The following is a 20,322-nucleotide window of genomic DNA, read 5'->3' on the forward strand; positions in this document are numbered from 1 at the left end:
TAAGGGGAAAGCATTGGTAAGCGCAGAAGACGTTAAAGGTTATATAGAGCAAGGCTTGGCCTGCCAGCATGTGCAAGTGTTAGGTGATGATGGCCAGCATTTTGAAGCTATTATTGTCAGCAACCTGTTTGCTGGAAAGAACATGGTGCAACAGCATCAGATGGTTTATCAAGCGCTGGGTGATCGTATGCGTCAGGAGATTCATGCATTATCCATGCGTACATTTACACCAGAAGCGTGGGCGCAATTTAGCGTTCGCTAGGTGATTAAGAGCTGGTTAATTTAGCTTTAAGCATTTAAAGAGTATTTAATTTCGCAAAATTTGCGTTATTTATTGGAGAATCAATATGGACACACAAGAGATCATTCGTAATCAAGTTACAGCCAACCCTGTAGTGCTTTACATGAAAGGCAGCCCAAAATTCCCGCAATGTGGTTTTTCTGGTTTGGCTATTCAAATTCTGCAAGCGTGCGGAGTTAAAAATCTGGTGACGGTTGATGTGCTGGCAGACCCAGCGATTCGCGAAGGTATTAAGGTATTTTCAAATTGGCCTACCGTTCCACAGTTGTATATCAATGGTGAATTCATCGGTGGTTCTGACATCATGCGTGATCTTTATAGCCAAGGTGAGTTGCAATCATTGCTAGAAAAGGCAACTGCGTAATTGGAAAAACTGGTGATTGAGGGTGGTTTTCCACTCAATGGCGAGATTAATATCTCAGGCGCCAAAAATGCCGCTCTACCGATTTTATGTGCAGCACTGTTGGCAGAAACGCCACTCAAGCTTTGCCGTGTGCCCGTATTGCGTGATGTAGGCACAACCCAGCAATTGCTGGCGCACATGGGCGTTGTAGTCACTGACCATGGTGACAATTGCGTCACGCTGGATGCTAGCAATATTACTTCGCATGAGGCGCCTTACGAGATGGTGAAAACCATGCGTGCTTCTATCCTTGTGCTGGGTCCATTACTGGCGCGTTTCGGCCATGCCCGTGTTTCCTTGCCTGGCGGTTGTGCGATTGGTTCTCGCCCTGTGGATTTACATATCAAGGGTTTGCAGGCCATGGGCGCCGAAATCCATATCGAGCACGGCTACATCGAAGCGACTACCGCGCATTTGCCGAATAAACGTCTTCAGGGGGCGCGTATCTTTATGGATATCGTCACCGTCACAGGCACTGAAAACTTGATGATGGCTGCTGCCTTAGCTGATGGCACGACTTATCTGGAAAATGCGGCGCGCGAGCCTGAAGTGATTGATCTGGCAGAGTGCCTGATTAAAATGGGCGCAAAAATTGAAGGCGCTGGCACTGATGTGATTACCGTGCATGGTGTAGAACGCTTGCAAGGCACACAACATGATATCGTTTGCGACCGCATTGAAGCTGGCACTTATCTAGTGGCGGCAGCTATGGCTGGAGGCAGCATTACATTGAATAATGCGCGTGCAGACTTGCTTGATGCAGTAATTGAAAAGCTGCGCGAAGCAGGCGCTAAGATCGAACACACTGACAACACCATCAGCATTCAAAGTGATGGCAAGTTGAAATCTGTGAGTGTGCGTACAGCCCCACATCCAGCATTTCCCACTGATATGCAAGCTCAGTTCATGGCTTTGAATACAATAGCCACAGGTGCAGCAACCGTTATTGAAACGATTTTTGAAAACCGGTTTATGCATGTGCAGGAAATGCAGCGCCTAGGGGCAGAGATCGAAGTGGAAGGTAATACCGCGATAGTGCGTGGCGTTGAGTATCTTGATGGAGCAACTGTCATGGCAACTGACTTGCGAGCATCTGCCAGCCTTGTATTGGCAGGTCTGGTGGCTCGTGGCGAAACCACTATTGAACGCATTTACCATATAGACCGTGGCTATGAGCGCATTGAAGAAAAGCTTACTAAGCTCGGCGCACGTATAAAACGTATTTAAGCAGTTTCCTCTAAATAGTTTAAAATCTCGTTTTTGAAGCAGGCCAGCGAATGGTCTGCAGTCCAATACTGGAATTAAGATGATTACCATTGCCTTGTCCAAAGGCCGTATTTTTGATGAAACGGTCCCGCTTCTAGCGGCTGCTGGCATTACTCCGCTTGAAGACCCTGAATCCTCACGTAAACTCATCCTCGGCACCAACCGTGATGATGTGCGCCTGATTATCGTCCGTGCGACCGATGTGCCTACTTATGTGCAATATGGTGCTGCTGACTTGGGTATCGCGGGCAAGGATGTGTTGAATGAGCACGGTGGCGATGGTCTTTACCAGCCGCTCGATTTAAAAATTGCACGCTGCAAAATGATGGTAGCTGTACGTGAAGACTTTGATTACTTTGGCTCAATTCGGCGTGGTGCGCGGTTAAAAGTGGTCACTAAATATGTGAAAACAGCACGTGAACACTTTGCCGATAAAGGTATGCATGTTGATTTGATCAAGCTTTATGGATCAATGGAGCTAGGTCCATTAGTTGGTTTGGCTGATGCGATTGTCGATCTGGTCAGTACGGGCGGTACCTTGCGCGCTAACAATCTTAAAGCGGTTGAAGAGATTACTGACATCAGCTCACGATTGGTCGTCAATCAGGCATCACTCAAACTCAAGCGCGAATTGTTGCAACCAATCATGGATAGCTTTGCCCAAGCAGTTGCACAAAACGAAACGAATTTAGGTTAGAAAATGAACATCAAGCGATTATCAACAGCAGATGCTGGTTTTGATCAACAACTCAAAGATTTGCTGGCGTTTGAAACAGCGCAAGACGATCAGATAGATCTGGTCGTTGCGAATATCCTGCGCGACGTTAAAAATCGTGGCGATGTGGCTGTACTTGAATATACCAAGAAATTTGATCATCTCGATGTATCAGGCTTGAGCCAGCTTGAAATCCCAAAACCCGAATTACAGGCTGCGCTAGATAATCTGCCACCAGCCCAGCGTGATGCCCTCAAGCAAGCCGCTGAGCGTGTGCGCGTGTATCACGAAAAGCAATTGATGTCGTCATGGAGTTATACCGAAAATGACGGTACTTTGCTGGGGCAGCAAGTGACATCGCTGGATCGCGTTGGCCTCTATGTGCCAGGCGGTAAGGCTGCATATCCATCTTCAGTATTGATGAATGCTATTCCAGCGAAAGTGGCTGGCGTACAAGAGCTCATCATGGTGGTACCTACGCCAAATGGAGAAAAAAATCAGTTGGTCATGGCCGCTGCTGCCGTTTGTGGTGTTGATCGTGTGTTCTGTATTGGTGGTGCGCAGGCCGTGGCTGCCTTAGCTTATGGCACAGAGACCGTTCCTCAGGTTGATAAAATCGTTGGCCCAGGTAACGCCTATGTAGCGGCAGCCAAGCGTCGCGTATTCGGCGTAGTGGGCATCGACATGGTCGCTGGCCCATCCGAGATACTGGTGATTTGTGATGGCAAAACCAACCCTGACTGGATTGCCATGGATTTATTCTCTCAAGCCGAACACGATGAACTGGCGCAGGCGATTCTACTTTCACCAGATGCTGATTTTCTCGACAAAGTGGCTGCTAGTGCTAATCGACTGGTAGAAGAAATGCCGCGCAAGGAGATTATCCGCACATCGCTAGAAAGCCGTGGCGCCCTGATCAAGGTAAAAGACCTTGAAGAAGCTGCCCGTATCGCCAACTACATTGCGCCTGAGCATTTGGAGCTTTCAATTGACGATCCGCTGGCGTTCAGTAAAAAAATCAAGCACGCTGGTGCTATTTTCATGGGGCGAGATACCTGTGAGGCGTTAGGCGATTATTGCGCTGGCCCCAACCATGTATTGCCAACTTCACGCACTGCAAGATTCTCATCGCCACTTGGTGTATATGACTTCCAGAAGCGCTCTAGCCTGATTATGGTCTCGCCAGAAGGTGCGCAGACATTGGGTAAAGTGGCTGCAACGCTTGCTTATGGTGAGGGTTTGCAGGCGCACGCCCATTCAGCCGAATATCGATTGAAGCCATAATGAGCAAGTTCTGGAGCAAGATTGTCCATGAGCTCACGCCTTATACGCCAGGCGAGCAGCCCAAGCTCAATAATTTAATCAAGCTCAACACCAATGAAAATCCTTATGGCCCTAGTCCTAAGGTGATTGAGGCTTTGCAGGCTGAGGCGGCAGATAGCTTGCGCTTGTACCCAGACCCGAACTCAGATCGCTTAAAAGAAGCGGTTGCCAATTTTTACGGTATTAAGCCTACGCAAGTATTTGCAGGTAATGGCTCAGATGAAATTCTGGCGCACGTTTTTCAGGCATTGCTCAAGCATGATCAGCCGCTGCTTTTCCCCGATATTAGCTATAGCTTTTATCCAGTGTATTGCGGTCTGTACCAGATTCAATATAAAACCGTAGCGTTGACCGACACCTTTGAGATTGATGTGAATGATTACATGCAGCCAAACGGCGGCATTATTTTTCCGAATCCAAATGCGCCTACGGGCCGACTGTTGAGCTTGCAAGAAATAGAGCGTTTGCTCATAGCGAATAAAGAATCCGTTGTCGTGATTGATGAGGCGTACGTGGATTTTGGTGGTCAATCGGCAATTGGCCTGATGGATCGTTATCCCCAATTGCTTGTGACGCAAACCTTATCCAAAGCCCGTTCACTGGCTGGGTTACGCGCAGGTTTTGCAGTAGGCCACCCCGATTTGATTGATGCCTTACACCGTATCAAAGATAGTTTTAACTCTTACCCACTAGACCGCTTTGCGATTGCTGGCGCAGTAGCCGCGATGAATGATCGCGAATACTTTGAAATGACACGCCAGAAAGTGATTGCAAGTCGTGAGCGCTTGGTGGAAAAGCTGAATGCGCTTGATTTTGAGGTATTGCCATCAGGCGCGAATTTTATTTTTGCCAAACATGCAACCCACGATGGCGCTGAGCTCACCGCAAAATTGCGGGAGCGCAGCATTATTGTGCGGCATTTTAAAAATCCAGCCCGTATATCACCTTTTTTGCGCATTACCATCGGCACAGATCAAGAATGCGAGCTATTAGTCAGTGCGCTGATTGAAATACTAAAAGCGTGAACACAGAAACTAGACGAAATAACACTTCTGCTTATTCTTTAAAGTAAGACTAATGAATTGAATTAAAAAACTAACTTCACATAAAATACAGAAAAAATGTATTATATGGCGCTTAGGTCGGTTAATTTTTACTATCTTACGTGTACGGTGTGGTGATTAACTATCGTTTAATTAATAAGTGGAGGAAGTATCGTGGCAAAACCATTAGTTCAAATGGCACTAGATTCATTAGATTTTGATGCAACCGTAGCGCTGGCTACAAAAGTTGCTCCACATGTAGACATTCTTGAAATCGGTACCCCATGCATCAAGCATAACGGTATTGAATTGCTTAAAGTATTGCGTGCAAAATTCCCAAACAACAAGATCCTGGTTGACTTGAAGACAGCTGATGCTGGCTACTACGAAGCTGAGCCTTTCTTCAAGGCTGGTGCTGACATTGTTACCGTTCTTGGTATTTCAGACATTGGCACCATTAAAGGTGTAGTGGATGTTGCCAACAAATACGGTAAAGAAGCGCAAGTTGACTTAATCAGCGTTCCTAACAAGGCTGAAGTTGTTAAAGCTGTTGCTGCTGTTGGCGCACACATCATTGGTGTTCATACTGGTTTGGATCAACAAGCTGCTGGTCAAACCCCATTTAGCGATTTGGCTTTGGTTGCTGGTTTAAATACTGGCCTGAAGATCTCTGTTGCTGGTGGCGTTAAAGCTGCAACTGTTAAACAAGTAGTTGACGCTGGTGCAACTATCGTTGTTGCTGGTGCTGCTATCTACGGTGCTGCTGATCCTGCTGCTGCTGCTGCTGAAATTACAGCATTAGCACGCGGCGAGTCTGCTTCTAGCGGTGGTCTGTTTGGCTGGTTGAAAGGCCTGTTTAGCTAATTGTTAGCATTAAATCGTTAAGATTTAATCAGGCATTAAGCGACAAAAAAGCCGCTGCAAAACAGACTCAAGTCAACGTTTTGCAGCGGTTTTAATTTTGAACCAAAGTTATTTCAAATGTGGCTTTGAGTTTCATCAGAATATAGTTTTACCAGAGTTAATAATAATTTAAGTGAGCCATAAAATGCGTAGCGCCGAAGTCAGCCGTCAAACACTAGAAACCCAGATTATTGTATCTATCAATCTGGATGGCACTGGAGTATCTAAATTCGCTACAGGCTTGGGTTTTCTTGATCACATGCTTGATCAGATCGCACGCCACGGTATGCTGGATATTAGCGTTGAGGCCAAAGGTGATTTGCACATTGATGCACATCACACCGTTGAAGACATCGGCATTACACTAGGCCAAGCTTTTGCTAAAGCGGTCGGCGATAAAAAAGGCATACGCCGTTACGGCCATGCTTATATTCCGTTGGATGAAGCTTTATCCCGCGTTGTGCTCGATCTTTCTGGCCGCCCAGGACTTGAGTATGGTGTTAACTTTACGCGTGCCCAAATCGGTGATTTCGACGTTGACCTCATCCACGAATTCTTCCAAGGCTTTGTCAATCATGCATTAGTCACCCTGCATATTGATAACCTCAAAGGTGTGAATGCACACCACCAGGCTGAAACGATTTTCAAGGCATTTGGACGTGCCCTGCGTATGGCTTTAGAGCTGGATGCGCGCATGGCTGGTATTATGCCTTCTACCAAGGGTGCCTTATAGTTCATAAGCCAATCCGTATCTGAGAGCTATTTAAATTTCGTCCAAGTAACTAAGAATAAATGATTGATATCGCAGTAGTTGATTATGGTATGGGCAATTTGCGTTCAGTGTCTAAAGCACTTGAACATGTAGCTACTGATAAAAAAGTGGTCGTTACCAGCAATCCGCAAGATATTGCAGAAGCAGAGCGTGTCGTGTTTCCAGGCCAGGGCGCTATGCCTGACTGTGTGCGTGAACTGGATTCACGTGGTCTGCGTGAGGCCGTGATAGCGGCCGCAGCCAGCAAGCCTTTTCTGGGAATCTGTATCGGCCTGCAATTATTGTTTGACCATAGCGAGGAAGGTAATGCTGATGGTCTTGGCATTTTTGCTGGTCAAGTAAAACGCTTTTCGGCAGTAGATATGCATGATGTACAAGGCCACAAACTTAAAGTGCCGCACATGGGATGGAATGAAGTTTATCAGTCACAATCTCACCCACTGTGGGCGGGAATTGAGAATGGCGAACGTTTTTATTATGTGCACAGTTATTATGTGGCGCCGCAGGAAACAGCCTTGGTGGCTGGTTACAGCGAGTATCCAAAACGCTTTACCAGTGTAGTGGCTAAGGATAATATATTTGCTGTTCAATTCCACCCAGAAAAAAGCCAGCATGCAGGGCTAAAACTTTTATCCAATTTCGTTCAATGGAACGGTCATTCTTAATTTTTATTTAGTCTCAATATTTAAACCATGCTGATTATCCCTGCTATTGATCTCAAAGACGGTCACTGTGTCCGCTTAAAACAAGGCTTGATGGAAGAGTCCACTGTGTTCTCAGAAGACCCCGGCGCGATGGCGCGCAATTGGGTTGATCAAGGTGCCAAGCGTTTGCACTTGGTTGACCTTAACGGTGCTTTTGCTGGTAAACCCGTGAATGAAGCTGCTATCAAGGCCATTGTTCAAGCGGTGGGCGGTCAAATTCCAATTCAGTTGGGGGGCGGTATTCGCGATCTGGAAACCATAGAGCGTTATCTGGATGACGGTATTGATTATGTGATTATTGGCACGGCGGCTGTTAAAAACCCTGGCTTCTTGCATGAGGCCTGCTATGCATTCCCTGGCCAGATTATCGTAGGGCTTGATGCCAAAGATGGCAAAGTGGCGGTCGATGGCTGGTCTAAACTGACTGGGCATGACGTCATTGACTTAGCCAAAAAATTTGAAGGCTATGGCGTTGAAGCCATTGTCTATACCGATATTGGCCGTGATGGCATGTTGAGCGGCGTGAATATTGAAGCCACCGTGGCATTGGCGCAGGCATTGATGATCCCTGTGATTGCCAGCGGCGGCATTACCAACCTTGATGATGTGCGCAAGCTTTGTGCTGTCGAAAGCGAAGGCATTATCGGCGCTATTACTGGCCGCGCGATTTATGAAGGTACGCTCGATTTTACTGCCGCCCAAGCGCTGGCAGATGAGCTAAACGGTTAATGGAAATGACATGGCTTTAGCCAAACGCATTATTCCTTGCCTTGATGTCACAGCTGGTCGTGTGGTTAAAGGCATCAATTTTTTAGAGTTGCGCGACGCTGGCGACCCAGTTGAAATTGCCCGTCGCTATGATGAGCAGGGCGCTGACGAACTGACTTTTCTCGACATCACCGCCAGCTCAGATAACCGCGGCTTGATTCTGAATATTATTGAGCAAGTCGCCTCACAAGTATTTATCCCATTAACAGTAGGCGGCGGCGTACGCGAAGTAGAGGATGTGCGCCGATTATTGAATGCAGGTGCTGATAAAGTCAGCATCAACACTTCCGCGGTGCTTAATCCACAACTGGTAGCCGATGCTTCTGGCCATTTTGGGTCGCAGTGTATCGTTGTCGCGATTGACGCCAAACAAGTGGGTGACCACTGGGAAGTATTCACCCACGGCGGTCGCAATGCAACAGGCATAGATGCAATTGAATGGGCGAAAAAAATGGTGGCGCTTGGTGCGGGCGAGCTGCTGGTTACCAGCATGGATAGAGACGGTACTAAAGTTGGCTTTAACCTTGCACTCAATCGCGCAATCAGTGATGCTGTCGATGTGCCAATTATTGCTTCAGGCGGTGCAGGTAATCTGGTACATCTGGTTGAAGGTGTGCAAGAAGGCGGCGCTGACGCAGTGCTGGCGGCTAGCATTTTTCACTATGGTGAATACACGGTGCGCCAAGCCAAAGAATATATGCGTGAATGTGGTATTGAAGTGCGCCTGTAGCTGAATGAATAAATGAGCGATTATCTAGACAAAGTAAATTGGACGAGCGAAGGCCTTGTGCCTGTGATCGCCCAAGAACACAGCACCGGCAAAGTGTTAATGTTCGCCTGGATGAACCGTGAAGCATTAAAGTTAACGGTAGAGACGGGCCAGGCAGTTTATTGGTCACGTTCGCGTAATAAGTTATGGCATAAAGGTGAAGAATCAGGCCATGTGCAAAAAGTACATGATATCCGCCTAGATTGTGATGAAGACGTGATTTTGATTATCGTCGAACAGATAGGTGGTATTGCTTGTCATACTGGCAGGCATAACTGCTTCTTCAAGAAATTAGAAAATGATGACTGGGTGGTAGACCAGCCTGTTATCAAAGACACCAACGAGATTTACCACCATGAGTGATGTGCTGAATCGATTAGCCGAGTTGTTAGAGCAGCGTAAAACTGCGAGCCCAGACTCGTCATACGTGGCCAAGCTTTACGCCAAAGGCACAGACAGCATCCTCAAAAAAGTAGGTGAAGAATCCGCCGAACTGATTATTGCGGGCAAAGGCGGCGATCAACAGGAAATCATCTATGAAACTGCCGATCTTTGGTTTCATAGTTTAGTGTTGCTGGCGCATGCTGGTTTAAATCCACAGCAGGTGCTTGATGAGTTGGCGCGGCGTGAAGGTCTTTCGGGGCTTGAAGAAAAAGCACAGCGTAAGGGTTGAGATGAGTACAGACTGTATTTTTTGCAAAATCGTCGCAGGTGAAATCCCTGCCACCAAGGTGTATGAAGATGAAGATGTGATCGCCTTCAACGACATTCACCCCATTGCGCCAGTGCATTTTATGATAGTGCCAAAAGAGCATATTGAAAGTTTGGCGAGTGCTGAAGAAAAGCATCAAGCACTGTTAGGCAAAATATTGTTGCTAGCGCCTAAGCTGGCAAAGCAGCAAGGCCTAAAAGGTTTTCGTACCATGATAAATACTGGCCGTGAAGGCGGGCAAGAGGTATTTCATTTACACGTGCATGTATTCGGTGGCGGCGCTAGCTTACCTAAAACCTAGCTTGCATAAAACTATAGATATTCAGGAGAAACATCATGGGTTCATTTAGCATTTGGCATTGGTTAATCGTATTGTTAATTGTTGTGCTGGTATTTGGCACAAAAAAACTACGCAATATTGGTAGCGATGTGGGCGGTGCAGTTAAAAACTTCAAGGATGCGATGAAGGAAGAAAGCAGCAAACCCAAACTAGATGAGCCTGAACCAGGCCACACTGTTGAAGGCGAAGTAACCCAGAAAACTAAGCAGTAATTCAAATTGTTTGATATTGCATTCTCTGAACTGGTGGTGATTGGCGTCGTGGCATTGATAGTCATCGGCCCCGAGAAATTACCTAAAGTAGCTCGAACAGTGGGTTTGCTGGTGGGCCGATTGCAGCGCTATGTGGCCAATGTGAAAGACGACATCAGTCGCGAGATGCAGCTGGAAGACCTGAAAAAGCTACAACAGCAAATGCAGGAAAATGGGCAGAAAATCCAGACTGAGCTGATGCTGTCAAAAGACGCTGTGTCTAAACATCTTGATGAAGTGCGAGAGACGCTTTTAGAAGCGCAGAAACCATCTGCAGATACCACAGTTCCAGAGTCAGCATCAATCTCAACCTCCCAGGCATCTGCAGTTGAACCCCATTCTGAATCAGGCATTGAACCCAGTCCAGTATTACCGCCAGATACCAAAGAACGACAAAAGTAGCAGCCTGTGAACACCACCGAAACGTTTATCTCCCACCTCATCGAACTGCGTGACCGTTTGCTGCGCAGTGTAATTGGGCTGGTACTGGTGTTCATCGCACTTTTCCCCTTTGCCAACAAAATTTATCACTTGCTCGCCGAGCCTATGCTTAGCAAGTTACCCGCAGGCGGCCAGATGATTGCAACGGCAGTTACCACGCCTTTCTTTGTGCCGATGAAGGTGGCGATGCTGGCCGCATTCGTGATTTCATTGCCGCATACGCTGTATCAGATATGGTCGTTCGTAGCGCCTGGGCTATATGCACATGAACGCAAATTCATGGCGCCGCTTGTTGTTGCCAGCACATTGTTGTTCTTTACAGGTATGGCTTTCGCTTATTACCTGGTATTCCCCGTGGTCTTTGGCTTTATTACGCATGCCGCGCCAGAGGGCGTTGCCGTGATGACGGATATTGGTAACTATCTCGATTTTGTGATGACTATGTTCATTGCCTTTGGGCTCGCATTTGAGGTGCCAATTGCGGTTGTGATGCTGGTGCGATTCAATATCGTCAAGATTCAGACTTTGAAAGACATTCGTTCTTATGTCATTGTTGGCGCGTTTGTCGTGGGGGCTATTTTTACACCACCCGATGTGATTTCACAGATGATGTTGGCTGTGCCTTTGTGGCTGCTCTATGAGGCGGGCATCATCTTCGCAAGATTCACGATGCCGCATGTTGCCGATGAAAAAGCCATTTCAGATAATTAATCTTTAAGATCATTCTTAGCGCTGAGCGGTTTAGGGCGTTTGCCTATTGTGATAGGTACCTTGATTTCCTTCTCATCCCTCGCTACTACCAGTGTGGCTTGTTTATTAGGGGCTAGACCAGAGATCAGATTCAGCATGCTCGAGCTATCAATCACCTGGTTGCCGTTGATTTCAAGCAATATATCACCAGGCCTCAAGCCAGCACGCTCAGCAGGGCTGCCGCGCAAGATACCTGCAATCAATGATCCACGTACTTGCTTAAGCTTGAATGATTCCGCCAATTCTGGCGTGATGTCTTGTGCTTCAATCCCTATCCAGCCGCGCGTGACACTGCCTTGGCTGATGATTTGCTCCATCACTTGCTTAACCAAGCTGATGGGGATGGCAAATCCAATACCCATAGAGCCGCCGCTGCGCGAATAAATGGCGCTATTCACCCCCACCAGATTGCCTTGCGTATCAATCAATGCGCCGCCTGAGTTGCCAGGATTGATCGGCGCATCGGTTTGTATGAAATTTTCAAAAGTATTGATGCCCAGATGGCTGCGACCCAGCGCGCTGATAATGCCTTGCGTGACAGTTTGCCCCACGCCAAAAGGGTTACCGATCGCGAGCACAACATCACCCACGCTGCTTTGCTCGGCATCAGCAAAGGTAATGGCTGGCAGGTCTTTAACATCTACTTTGACCACGGCTAGATCAGTTTCGGGATCAGTGCCCACAATTTTTGCAGGGACTGTACGGCCATCTGCGAGAGCAATTTCGATTTCATCTGCGGATTCGACCACATGGTGATTCGTGACAATCAGGCCATCGCTGCTGACGATCACGCCAGAGCCTAGGCTGTTTTCACGTTGTGTCTGGTCATCTGGCTGGTCGCCAAAGAAGTGGCGAAACAATGGGTCGTCCATAAACTGACGATGGGGGTTGGGTGCTGCTTTTTTGCTGGTGAACACGTTGACTACGGAGGGCATCGCTTTTTTTGCAGCAACACTATAAGACTCAGCACTGCCGATTTTTGCAGTAGAAGCAGCCTCTTTAATGACTAGCGTTTTATCCACACTGTTGAGCAGGTTCGGGTGAAAAGTCTGCACCACAAAAAGAACGGCAAGACTTACCGTTACAGTCTGTGCAAAAATGAGCCAAAGTTTGCGCATATAATATTTTTATAAGTTAAAGAAGCGGATAAAAAGACTATGAAATTAAAAGAGTTAACCCATTATACGGGAGAAATTCTACAGGTTGAGCGCTTCCGCGACTATTGCCCCAATGGTTTGCAGGTAGAAGGCAAGCAAGAGGTCAGCAAGATTGTGGCAGGGGTCACTGCAAGTATGGATTTGTTGGAGGCCGCGCATGCAGCCGGTGCTGATTTAATACTGGTGCATCACGGATATTTCTGGCGCAATGAAGATGCGCGGGTGATCGGTATGAAGCGAGCACGCATCAAGTTTTTGCTGGAGCATGAGATTAATCTGCTGGCTTACCATCTGCCGCTGGATGCACACGCCGAGTATGGCAATAACGTTCAATTGGCGAAAAAACTGGGTTTTCAGCTAGAGGGTTGGGCGGGCGAGCAAAATATAATCGCTTATGGAACAATTGCTGTGCCTGTCAGTCTTCAACAACTAGGCGCTCATATCAATCAACAACTCAATCGTGAGCCCTTGTTGATTGGCGAGCAGAATAAACTGGTGAAACGCATTGCTTGGTGCACGGGCGCTGCGCAAGATTACATCGAACAAGCAATTGATTTAGGGGTGGATGTATTTATCAGTGGCGAGATTTCAGAGCGAACGGTGCATCTGGCGCGTGAATCTGGTGTTGCTTATATTGCCGCTGGACATCATGCAACTGAGCGTTATGGTGTGCAGGCTTTGGGTGAGCATCTCGCAACGCACTTTAATTTGGGCTACGAATGGATTGATATTGATAACCCCGTGTAAAGCGATGCAGCCAAAGTCTAGTAAACCTAAATTAAACATGAAGAAAAGACAGATAAGCTGGTTTAAAAGCCTGTTTATAGGTTTAAGTTTTTCTGTTAAAGCTGTAAAATGCGTGGTTTGATGAATGATGGTATTCAATCCAGTCGCATTCTGTTAAGAGTGCGGTCTATACATAGAGGCATGTGATGGCGAACCAACCAGTGGATCAACACAAACGACGATTTTTAATTGCGGCTACCACCGCTGTAGGTGGTGTGGCAGTGGCTGCGGTAGCTGTGCCTTTTGTGGCTAGCATGTTGCCAAGTGCGCGTGCAAAAGCTGCGGGTGCCCCAGTTGAAGTGGATGTTAGTAAAATTGAAGCTGGCGCCATGATCACAGTAGAGTGGCGTGGTAAACCAGTTTGGATTATTAATCGTAGTCAAGCCATGCTTGATGCGCTTAGTAATCACGATGATAGGCTGACCGACCCTAAGCTTGAAGTAAACCAACAGCCTGAAGACTGTAAAAATGCAGACCGCTCAATCAAACCAAACTTGATGGTGCTGGTCGGAGTTTGTACCCATCTAGGCTGTTCACCATCACCAAGACTGCAATCTGGCGCAGACATGGGTGCCGATTGGCCAGGTGGTTTCTTCTGCCCTTGCCATGGTTCTAAGTATGACCTTGCAGGCCGCGTATTTAAGGGTTCGCCTGCACCAATTAACCTGCTGGTACCTGACTACAAATACGTAAGTGATTCAGTAGTGCGTATTGGTAACGAAACTTAAGAGGCCACACCATCATGAATAAATTGGTAACAGGATTGCTAGGTTGGGTCGACGAGCGTTTCCCGCTAACAGCAAATTACAAAGCGCATTTGTCAGAATATTACGCGCCTAAGAACTTTAATTTCTGGTATTTTTTTGGTGCATTATCATTGCTCGTGCTGGTCTTGCAGATTGTCACGGGCATTTTCCTTACCATGAACTACAAGCCGGATGCTGATTTGGCATTTGCTTCTGTCGAATACATCATGCGTGACGTTTCATGGGGTTGGCTCATCCGCTACATGCACTCCACAGGTGCATCCATGTTTTTTGTGGTGGTTTATCTGCATATGTTCCGTGGCATTATTTATGGCTCATATCGCACGCCTCGTGAGCTAATATGGTTGTTTGGCGTCGGTATTTTCTTGGCATTAATGGGTGAGGCCTTTTTTGGCTACCTCTTGCCTTGGGGGCAGATGTCTTACTGGGGTGCGCAGGTGATTATTAACCTCTTTAGCTCCATACCTTTTATCGGCCCTGATATTTCTGAGTGGTTGCGTGGCGACTATGTAGTGTCCGATGCTACATTGAACCGCTTCTTCGCTTTCCATGTGATTGCCTTGCCTCTGGTGCTTTTGGGCCTAGTTGCTGCGCATATTATTGCTCTGCACGAAGTTGGCTCAAACAATCCTGATGGCGTCGAAATCAAAAAACTGAAAGATCCTGAAACCCATATACCGTTGGATGGCATTCCGTTCCATCCTTACTACACGGTGAAAGACATTATGGGCGTTTCGGTATTTCTGATCGTCTTTAGTGCCATTATCTTTTTTGCACCTGAAATGGGTGGCTATTTCCTTGAAGCAAATAACTTCATCCCAGCGGATTCGCTGAAAACGCCGCCACATATATCACCAGTTTGGTATTTCACACCTTATTACTCAATTCTGCGTGCCGTCCCGCCTGTTATGAACTCTTCATTTCCTGGTGTTGTGGGCATGGGGCTTTCTGTGATGGTGTTTGCTTTGTTGCCTTGGCTGGACCGTGGCGCCGTGAAATCCATACGTTACCGCGGTAGCTTGTACAAAAAATGGCTGGCTGCATTTGTGGTGAGTTTTCTGGTTTTGGGTTATCTGGGTACTGAGCCTTCGAACGTTTGGGGGCAATTTGATGCTGGCGTGTTTTTCCTCGGTGGTGCGGATCGTGCCACGGTGGTTGCCAGAATATTTACAGTGATTTACTTCCTCTTCTTTATCTTGATGCCTTGGTACACGAAAATAGATAAAACCAAGCCAGTGCCAGAAAGGGTAACGGGATGAGCGCGTCTATCATGAAAAAACTACTGATTGCTTTAACGTTATCTGCTTCATTCTCTGTGAGCGCGAGTGAGGGTCCAAAGCTTGAGCGTGCGCCTATTGATCCTGATAACCAGGCTTCTTTGCAGCGCGGCGCAAAGATATTTGTGAATTACTGCCTTAACTGCCATAGCGCTGCTTATATGCGCTACAACCGTTTGCAGGATATTGGCTTGACGCAAGAGCAGATTAAAGAAAATCTGCTTTTCGCAGGTGACAAAGTTGGCGAAACCATGAAAGTGGCGATGCCGAAAAAGGACTCTAAAGAGTGGTTTGGTGTAACGCCTCCTGATTTAACCGTGGAAGCTAGAGCGCGCGGCGCAGACTGGCTTTATGCATATCTCAGAAGCTTTTATCGTGATGATACCCGGCCTACAGGTTGGAATAATGTAGTGTACGAAAAAGTCGCGATGCCGCATGTCTTATGGCAATTGCAGGGTGACCAGATACTCAAGACAGAAGAAACCACAGAAGCCAATGGCGAAAAATCCGAACAGCACAAGCTAGTGCTGATTAAGCCAGGTAAGTTATCTCCTGCGGAATATGATGCTACCATAGCCGACCTCGTTAACTACTTGGTCTATATGTCAGAGCCAGCCAAAAGCACGCGTCTGCGTTTAGGCTTAATTGTGCTGCTATTTTTAGGGGGCTTATTTATTGTGAGCTATTACCTGAAAAAAGAGTTCTGGAAAGACGTCCACTAATATTCAAAGCTAGCATTCAAAGCTGAGTTTGCCATAATGGCAAACTCAGTCTCGCTTACCACGTAGGAAATATAAAGATTATGATGACCTTGTACTCGGGTACTACCGACCCATATAGCCACCGCTGCCGTATTGTCTTGTTTGAAAAAGGCATGGATTTCCAGGTGATTGATGTTGATCTTGCTAACAAGCCAGAAGATTTAGCGATTATCAATCCGCATAACGCAGTGCCTGTATTAGTTGAGCGCGATCTGGTTTTGCAACAAGCCAATATTATTAACGAATACATTGATGAGCGTTTTCCTCATCCGCAGTTGATGCCAGCAGACCCGGTCATGCGTGCTCGCGCACGCCTTTTTCTGTACAACTTTGAGCAAGAGCTGTTTGCCCACATCGGCGACATTGAATCTGGCAACACCAAGCTTGCAGACAAAGCACGCATTACTATTCGCGATAATCTGACTCAAATCGTGCCCCTGTTCAGTAAGCAGGAATATATTTTGGGCGACGAATTTTCCATGCTGGATGTTGCTATTGCGCCGTTATTGTGGCGTTTGGGGCATTACGGTATCGAGTTGCCGAAACAAGCTGCACCTTTACTTAAATACGCAGAACGTATATTCTCTCGCCCGGCTTACATCGAAGCGATGACGCCGTCTGAGAAGGCAATGCGCAAGTAATAAAAATGGCTGAGCAGATTTCGACCAAGCCTTATTTTATTCGTGCATTGCATGAATGGTGCACTGATAACAGCTTTACGCCGCATCTGTTGGTGGGTGTTGATGCCCAAACCAAAGTGCCTATGGGCTACGTTAAAGATGGCGAAATCGTGCTCAACCTGAATTACGCAGCAACCAAAGATTTGCATATTGGTAATGAAGCCATCACGTTTTCGGCACGTTTTGGTGGCGTATCAAATAATTTGTACGTGCCAATTGATGCAGTTCGTGGTATCTTCGCTCGCGAAAACGGTCAAGGCATGTCTTTCCAAGCCGAGCCTCAGTCAGAAATTACTTCTGACCAAAGTGCTGTGAGCAAAGAAATAGAAGGTGTAGTAAATGATTTACCCTTGGTTGAGGGTAAATCTAAAGAAGTTAAAAAGCCGACTTTAAAGTTGGTAAAATAGTAAAGCGTTGTTCATTAAGTCTTCAAGACTTATCAATTTGCCGGATTAGCTCAGTTGGTAGAGCAGCTGATTTGTAATCAGAAGGTCGTTGGTTCGATTCCGACATCCGGCACCAATCTTGTTTTACTCTGGTTTTTAGTCATTTTTGGTTTGACACTCGTACAAAAAGTCATCATAATCTTGGGTTCGGTTTGGAGGGGTGGCCGAGTGGTTAAAGGCGACGGACTGTAAATCCGTTCTCTCAGAGTACGAAGGTTCGAATCCTTCCCCCTCCACCAAAGATGAAGTTGCGGGATTAAATATTATTTTTTTAGATTCTATTTATTTAGGTTTGGATTTGATGTTCTAGTGCGGCATGCGGGTGTAGCTCAGCTGGTAGAGCACTTGCCTTCCAAGCAAGATGTCGCGAGTTCGAACCTCGTCGCCCGCTCCAGAATTTAGGTGCACGGAGCTTGCAAGGGAATTCAAGGCTTACAAGGAAATTCAAGTAAAGCGCCCATGTGGCTCAGTGGTAGAGCACTCCCTTGGTAAGGGAGAGGTCGCGGGTCCGATTCCCGCCATGGGCACCAGTATTAATGTTGATTGGATTGTGTGAGGTGGTGGGCTCGAATTGCTGTCAGAGCCCAGCACATTTTTAATGTGGTTTTAATTTAGAAGCTGTTTTAATTTAGAAGCTAAAGTTAAAGGAAAAAGAACATGGCAAAAGGTAAATTTGAGCGGACAAAGCCGCACGTTAACGTAGGTACGATTGGACACGTTGACCATGGCAAGACCACATTAACAGCAGCGATCACCACCATTCTGTCAAAGAAATTTGGTGGCGAAGCCAAGGCATACGACCAGATCGATGCAGCTCCAGAAGAAAAAGCACGTGGTATTACTATTAATACCGCCCACGTTGAATATGAAACTGCTAACCGCCACTACGCACACGTAGACTGCCCAGGCCACGCTGACTATGTAAAAAACATGATCACTGGCGCTGCTCAAATGGACGGCGCAATTCTAGTATGTTCAGCTGCTGACGGCCCAATGCCACAAACCCGCGAACACATCCTCTTGGCACGCCAGGTTGGTGTTCCATACATCGTAGTCTTCCTGAACAAGGCAGACATGGTTGATGACGCAGAATTGTTAGAGTTGGTCGAAATGGAAGTACGTGAGCTTCTGGACAAGTATGAATTCCCAGGTGACGATACCCCAATCATTCACGGTTCAGCCAAGCTCGCCCTTGAAGGTGACCAATCAGAAATCGGCGAACCAGCCATCCTGAAATTGGCTGAAGCATTAGATACCTACATCCCTACGCCAGAACGTGCTATTGACGGCACCTTCCTGATGCCAGTAGAAGACGTATTCTCAATCTCAGGTCGCGGCACTGTAGTGACTGGCCGTATTGAGCGTGGCATTGTTAAAGTCGGTGATGAAATTGAAATCGTTGGTATCAAACCAACCCTCAAAACCACCTGTACTGGTGTTGAAATGTTCCGCAAACTGCTAGACCAAGGTCAAGCAGGTGACAACGTAGGTGTTCTGCTACGCGGTACCAAGCGTGAAGAAGTTGAACGTGGCCAAGTATTGGCTAAATCAGGTTCAATCAAGCCACACACCAAGTTCGCAGCTGAGATCTATGTGTTAGGTAAAGATGAAGGTGGTCGTCATACCCCATTCTTCAATGGTTACCGCCCTCAGTTCTACTTCCGTACGACAGACGTGACTGGCGCAGTTGAATTGCCAGCAGGTACTGAAATGGTGATGCCAGGTGATAACGTGTCCATCACTGTTGCATTGATTGCCCCTATCGCCATGGAAGACGGCTTACGCTTCGCGATTCGTGAAGGTGGTCGTACCGTTGGTGCTGGTGTCGTCGCTAAGATTATTGAATAATTGTTGTTAATGTAGCCAGGGCTGCACTGTAAAACAGTGTGGCCTTTGCGCATTGTGAAAACGTTTTTAGGCCAGTAGCTCAATTGGCAGAGTGTCGGTCTCCAAAACCGAAGGTTGGGGGTTCGAGGCCCTCCTGGCCTGCCAGCATGTAAATGTAAATTAGTCCTGTAGATGTTAACTGGATTATTTGTGCGGAAACGCAAAGACTCAATACAAGCGATAAGTAAAATATGATCAATAAAATCAAGCTGGTAGTTGCATTATTGCTGGTTGCAGCAGGTATCGCTGGTTACTACGCAATTGCAGACCAGGCGCTGGTATTACGTATTCTGGTGGTGTGTGCTGGTATTGTTGCCGCAGTCGTGCTGACTTGGACTACCCCGCTTGGCAAAGAGGGTCTTGGTTTTATTCAAGATTCTGTTGCTGAAGCCAAGCGTGTTGTTTGGCCTAGCCGTAAAGAGGCGATACAAACTACCGTAGCCGTATTTGTGCTTGTCATTGTGATGGCCATTTTTCTGGCAATAGTCGATGCTGGTTTCTTGAAGATGGTGCAATGGTTGATGGGGCGGAGCGCTTAATGAGTATGCGATGGTATGCAGTGCAGGCATTTTCTGGGTACGAAAAAACAGTACAGCGTGGTTTGGAAGAGCGTATTGCGCGTTCCCCAATCGCCAAAGATTTCTTTGGTCAGATTCTAGTGCCTGTAGAAGAAGTCGTTGAAATGAAAAGTGGTCAAAAGACCATTACTGAACGCAAGTTATATCCAGGCTATGTACTGGTACAAATGGAAATGAATGATGACAGTTGGCATTTGGTAAAAAGTACGCCACGTGTGACTGCATTTATCGGCGGTACAGCACTCAAGCCTACACCAATTAAAGATAAAGAAGTTGAGATCATTCTGCAGCGTATGGATGACAGCAAGAGCAATCCAACACAGAAACTTACTTTCGAAAAAGGCGAGTCTGTGCGTGTGATTGATGGTCCGTTTAAGGATTTCTCTGGCAATGTTGAAGATATCAACTACGAGAAGAGCAAGCTGCGTGTCACGGTCACCATTTTTGGTCGTGCAACGCCTGTTGAGCTAGATTTCAGCCAGATTGAAAAAGAAGTTTAGTCGGATAGAAAAAGAAGTTTAA

General features: G+C 46.9%; 27 protein-coding genes and 5 tRNA genes. 31 read left to right on the forward strand and 1 reads right to left on the reverse strand.

Features of this window, described 5'->3' with window-relative positions; translation table 11 throughout:
• Positions 1–13 precede the first annotated feature (13 nt).
• The 17 genes from ZMTM_RS01260 (at position 14) to tatC (ending at position 11,422) form a co-directional block, all read left to right on the forward strand.
• Complete coding sequence (locus tag ZMTM_RS01260; protein ID WP_221764546.1) at positions 14–262, forward strand: BolA family protein; 249 nt, start codon at positions 14–16, stop codon at positions 260–262.
• Positions 263–347: 85 nt separating this feature from the next.
• The gene (gene grxD, locus ZMTM_RS01265) at positions 348–665 is read left to right on the forward strand and encodes a Grx4 family monothiol glutaredoxin (RefSeq protein WP_221764547.1); all 318 of its coding nucleotides are present in this window, start codon (positions 348–350) and stop codon (positions 663–665) included.
• Positions 666–1,931 (forward strand): UDP-N-acetylglucosamine 1-carboxyvinyltransferase, encoded by a 1,266-nt coding sequence (gene murA, locus ZMTM_RS01270; protein ID WP_221764548.1) that lies wholly within the window; start codon positions 666–668, stop codon positions 1,929–1,931.
• A gap of 79 nt (positions 1,932–2,010) precedes the next feature.
• Positions 2,011–2,667: an ATP phosphoribosyltransferase gene (hisG, locus tag ZMTM_RS01275; protein WP_221764549.1), complete on the forward strand. Its 657-nt coding sequence runs from the start codon at positions 2,011–2,013 to the stop codon at positions 2,665–2,667.
• A 3-nt stretch (positions 2,668–2,670) separates the two neighbouring features.
• The gene (gene hisD / locus ZMTM_RS01280) at positions 2,671–3,969 is read left to right on the forward strand and encodes a histidinol dehydrogenase (protein ID WP_221764550.1); all 1,299 of its coding nucleotides are present in this window, start codon (positions 2,671–2,673) and stop codon (positions 3,967–3,969) included.
• Entirely contained in the window at positions 3,969–5,033 is a 1,065-nt protein-coding gene (gene hisC, locus ZMTM_RS01285) for a histidinol-phosphate transaminase (protein WP_221764551.1), read from the forward strand. Before hisD ends, hisC begins: the two co-directional genes overlap by 1 nt.
• 213 nt (positions 5,034–5,246) lie before the next feature.
• Entirely contained in the window at positions 5,247–5,915 is a 669-nt protein-coding gene (gene hxlA / locus ZMTM_RS01290) for a 3-hexulose-6-phosphate synthase (protein WP_221765527.1), read from the forward strand.
• A 184-nt stretch (positions 5,916–6,099) separates the two neighbouring features.
• The gene (gene hisB / locus ZMTM_RS01295; protein ID WP_221764552.1) at positions 6,100–6,687 is read left to right on the forward strand and encodes an imidazoleglycerol-phosphate dehydratase HisB; all 588 of its coding nucleotides are present in this window, start codon (positions 6,100–6,102) and stop codon (positions 6,685–6,687) included.
• Positions 6,688–6,746: 59 nt separating this feature from the next.
• Positions 6,747–7,391 carry an imidazole glycerol phosphate synthase subunit HisH gene (hisH, locus tag ZMTM_RS01300; protein WP_221764553.1) on the forward strand — a complete coding sequence of 215 codons (645 nt, stop codon included), beginning with the start codon at positions 6,747–6,749 and terminating at the stop codon, positions 7,389–7,391.
• 27 nt (positions 7,392–7,418) lie between these two features.
• Entirely contained in the window at positions 7,419–8,159 is a 741-nt protein-coding gene (hisA, locus tag ZMTM_RS01305; RefSeq protein ID WP_221764554.1) for a 1-(5-phosphoribosyl)-5-[(5-phosphoribosylamino)methylideneamino]imidazole-4-carboxamide isomerase, read from the forward strand.
• Positions 8,160–8,169: 10 nt separating this feature from the next.
• Positions 8,170–8,928 (forward strand): imidazole glycerol phosphate synthase subunit HisF, encoded by a 759-nt coding sequence (gene hisF / locus ZMTM_RS01310; protein ID WP_221764555.1) that lies wholly within the window; start codon positions 8,170–8,172, stop codon positions 8,926–8,928.
• Positions 8,929–8,940: 12 nt separating this feature from the next.
• Positions 8,941–9,330 carry a phosphoribosyl-AMP cyclohydrolase gene (gene hisI / locus ZMTM_RS01315; RefSeq protein WP_221764556.1) on the forward strand — a complete coding sequence of 130 codons (390 nt, stop codon included), beginning with the start codon at positions 8,941–8,943 and terminating at the stop codon, positions 9,328–9,330.
• The gene (locus ZMTM_RS01320; RefSeq protein ID WP_221764557.1) at positions 9,323–9,640 is read left to right on the forward strand and encodes a phosphoribosyl-ATP diphosphatase; all 318 of its coding nucleotides are present in this window, start codon (positions 9,323–9,325) and stop codon (positions 9,638–9,640) included. Before hisI ends, ZMTM_RS01320 begins: the two co-directional genes overlap by 8 nt.
• Before the next feature lies 1 nt (position 9,641).
• A complete protein-coding gene (locus tag ZMTM_RS01325) occupies positions 9,642–9,980 on the forward strand; it encodes a histidine triad nucleotide-binding protein (RefSeq protein ID WP_221764558.1) in 339 nt (112 codons plus the stop codon).
• Positions 9,981–10,015: 35 nt separating this feature from the next.
• Complete coding sequence (gene tatA, locus ZMTM_RS01330) at positions 10,016–10,231, forward strand: Sec-independent protein translocase subunit TatA (RefSeq protein ID WP_221764559.1); 216 nt, start codon at positions 10,016–10,018, stop codon at positions 10,229–10,231.
• 6 nt (positions 10,232–10,237) lie between these two features.
• Entirely contained in the window at positions 10,238–10,672 is a 435-nt protein-coding gene (tatB, locus tag ZMTM_RS01335; protein WP_221764560.1) for a Sec-independent protein translocase protein TatB, read from the forward strand.
• Between the two features lie 6 nt (positions 10,673–10,678).
• The gene (gene tatC, locus ZMTM_RS01340; RefSeq protein ID WP_221764561.1) at positions 10,679–11,422 is read left to right on the forward strand and encodes a twin-arginine translocase subunit TatC; all 744 of its coding nucleotides are present in this window, start codon (positions 10,679–10,681) and stop codon (positions 11,420–11,422) included.
• On the opposite strand, the gene ZMTM_RS01345 is transcribed toward tatC, so the two are convergent.
• Positions 11,419–12,579, reverse strand: a complete 1,161-nt coding sequence (locus ZMTM_RS01345; protein WP_221764562.1) for a Do family serine endopeptidase — start codon at positions 12,577–12,579, stop codon at positions 11,419–11,421. The genes tatC and ZMTM_RS01345 overlap by 4 nt on opposite strands.
• Positions 12,580–12,618: 39 nt before the next feature.
• Between ZMTM_RS01345 and ZMTM_RS01350 the strand changes: the two genes are divergently transcribed.
• From ZMTM_RS01350 to nusG, 14 genes are all read left to right on the forward strand, one after another.
• A complete protein-coding gene (locus ZMTM_RS01350; RefSeq protein ID WP_221764563.1) occupies positions 12,619–13,365 on the forward strand; it encodes a Nif3-like dinuclear metal center hexameric protein in 747 nt (248 codons plus the stop codon).
• Positions 13,366–13,550: 185 nt separating this feature from the next.
• The gene (gene petA, locus ZMTM_RS01355) at positions 13,551–14,132 is read left to right on the forward strand and encodes a ubiquinol-cytochrome c reductase iron-sulfur subunit (RefSeq protein ID WP_221764564.1); all 582 of its coding nucleotides are present in this window, start codon (positions 13,551–13,553) and stop codon (positions 14,130–14,132) included.
• Between the two features lie 14 nt (positions 14,133–14,146).
• Complete coding sequence (locus tag ZMTM_RS01360) at positions 14,147–15,430, forward strand: cytochrome b (protein ID WP_221764565.1); 1,284 nt, start codon at positions 14,147–14,149, stop codon at positions 15,428–15,430.
• Positions 15,427–16,170 (forward strand): cytochrome c1, encoded by a 744-nt coding sequence (locus ZMTM_RS01365; protein ID WP_404804680.1) that lies wholly within the window; start codon positions 15,427–15,429, stop codon positions 16,168–16,170. The genes ZMTM_RS01360 and ZMTM_RS01365 overlap by 4 nt, the downstream gene beginning before the upstream one ends.
• A gap of 80 nt (positions 16,171–16,250) precedes the next feature.
• Positions 16,251–16,850, forward strand: a complete 600-nt coding sequence (locus tag ZMTM_RS01370) for a glutathione S-transferase N-terminal domain-containing protein (RefSeq protein WP_221764566.1) — start codon at positions 16,251–16,253, stop codon at positions 16,848–16,850.
• A gap of 5 nt (positions 16,851–16,855) precedes the next feature.
• A complete protein-coding gene (locus tag ZMTM_RS01375) occupies positions 16,856–17,296 on the forward strand; it encodes a ClpXP protease specificity-enhancing factor (protein WP_221764567.1) in 441 nt (146 codons plus the stop codon).
• Between the two features lie 39 nt (positions 17,297–17,335).
• Positions 17,336–17,411 (forward strand) — tRNA-Thr (locus ZMTM_RS01380).
• A gap of 78 nt (positions 17,412–17,489) precedes the next feature.
• Positions 17,490–17,574 (forward strand) — tRNA-Tyr (locus ZMTM_RS01385).
• Positions 17,575–17,653: 79 nt separating this feature from the next.
• Positions 17,654–17,729: transfer RNA gene (locus ZMTM_RS01390), tRNA-Gly, on the forward strand.
• Between the two features lie 61 nt (positions 17,730–17,790).
• A tRNA-Thr gene (locus ZMTM_RS01395) sits at positions 17,791–17,865 on the forward strand.
• A 127-nt stretch (positions 17,866–17,992) separates the two neighbouring features.
• Positions 17,993–19,183 (forward strand): elongation factor Tu, encoded by a 1,191-nt coding sequence (gene tuf, locus ZMTM_RS01400; protein ID WP_221764568.1) that lies wholly within the window; start codon positions 17,993–17,995, stop codon positions 19,181–19,183.
• 68 nt (positions 19,184–19,251) lie between these two features.
• Positions 19,252–19,327, forward strand: a tRNA-Trp gene (locus ZMTM_RS01405).
• Between the two features lie 86 nt (positions 19,328–19,413).
• A complete protein-coding gene (secE, locus tag ZMTM_RS01410) occupies positions 19,414–19,761 on the forward strand; it encodes a preprotein translocase subunit SecE (protein ID WP_221764569.1) in 348 nt (115 codons plus the stop codon).
• Positions 19,761–20,300, forward strand: coding sequence for a transcription termination/antitermination protein NusG (gene nusG / locus ZMTM_RS01415; protein WP_221764570.1), 540 nt, complete (start codon positions 19,761–19,763; stop codon positions 20,298–20,300). Before secE ends, nusG begins: the two co-directional genes overlap by 1 nt.
• The last annotated feature ends 22 nt before the right edge of the window (positions 20,301–20,322 follow it).

Origin of the sequence: Methyloradius palustris, assembly GCF_019703875.1 — a bacterium.
Classification (GTDB): domain Bacteria; phylum Pseudomonadota; class Gammaproteobacteria; order Burkholderiales; family Methylophilaceae; genus Methyloradius; species Methyloradius palustris.